General features: G+C 65.8%; 1 pseudogene. It reads right to left on the bottom strand.

Annotated features, from left to right (window positions below):
* Window positions 1-231, bottom strand: a pseudogene (locus tag AC0L3B_RS40485) (dihydrodipicolinate synthase family protein); the annotation flags it as partial.

Below are 231 nucleotides of genomic sequence, written 5' to 3'. Positions count from 1 at the left end.
CAGCTCGCGCGCCTGGCGACGGGCCTTGGCGTCGCGACTGGCGGCTTTTTTGCTCAAGGCCACCAGTTGCAGCACTTCCCGCGGCAGCGCGTTGCCGATGCCGGTGATGGCGCCGGTGGCGTTGCAATTGACGAAGCCGTGCACCACTTGGGTGTCGACACCAACCATCAGGGTCACATCATCGTCCTGGGAGGTGATATTTTCCGCCGCGTAGCGCAGGTCGGCGCCGCC

The organism is Bradyrhizobium sp. Kon56 (assembly GCF_055807635.1).
This window is presented reverse-complemented; position numbering and strand designations above follow the sequence as displayed.